We start from the raw sequence: 872 nt of genomic DNA, 5'->3' as shown, positions 1-872 counted from the left end.
ACCGACCGCAAGCGCGCAGCCCAGGAGATCGAACGCCTGGCGTTCTACGACGCCCTCACGTCCCTGCCCAACCGCCGCCTGCTGCTGGACCGCCTGCAACGCCTGCTGCTCAGCGGCCAGCGCACGCACCAGCACGGCGCGCTGCTGTTCATCGACCTGGACAACTTCAAAGACCTCAACGACACCCTGGGCCACGACATGGGCGACCAGCTCCTGATCCAGGTCGCCACCCGCCTCTCGGCCAGCGTGCGCGAATGCGACACCGTTGCACGCTTTGGCGGCGACGAATTCGTCGTCCTGCTCGAAGGCCTGGACCAGGATGCCCAGGCCGCCAGCCGCCAGGCCGAAGCCGTCGCGCGCAAACTCCTCATGGCGCTGAACCAACCCTTCGAACTGGCCGGCCAGCAACACTACAGCACCCCCAGCATCGGCCTGACCCTCTTTGGCCCCGAACGCCAAAGCGTGGACGAACTGCTCAAACGCGCAGACCTGGCCATGTACGAAGCCAAAGCCGCCGGGCGCAACACCCACCGCTTCTTCGACCCCGGCATGCAGCAAGCCCTGCACGAACGCTCCAGCCTGGAAGCCGACCTGCGCCAAGGCCTCTCGCGCGGCGACCTCTACGTGCACTACCAACCCGTCGTGGACTACCAAGGCCACGTCAAAGGCGCAGAAGCCCTGGCCCGCTGGAACCACCCCGAACGCGGCCTCATCAACCCCGCCGAATTCATCCCCCTGGCCGAACAGACCGGCCTCATCCTGCCCCTGGGCAGGCACATCCTGCACACCGCGTGCGAACAACTCGTACGCTGGAGCCGCCAACAGGAAACCGCCCACCTGAGCGTCGCCGTCAACGTCAGCGCGCGGCAATT

At 66.7% G+C, this 872-nt stretch carries 1 protein-coding gene; it reads left to right on the top strand.

Annotation, left to right across the window (positions count from 1 at the left end; translation table 11 throughout):
* The coding region (locus tag MJ602_RS16665; RefSeq protein ID WP_243021865.1) for a putative bifunctional diguanylate cyclase/phosphodiesterase at positions 1-872 on the top strand (872 nt) is incomplete at both ends.

Source organism: Simplicispira sedimenti, assembly GCF_022760965.1.
Lineage (GTDB): Bacteria > Pseudomonadota > Gammaproteobacteria > Burkholderiales > Burkholderiaceae_C > Simplicispira > Simplicispira sedimenti.
Note: the sequence above shows the minus strand (reverse complement) of the source record. Positions and strands in the feature narration are given on the sequence as shown.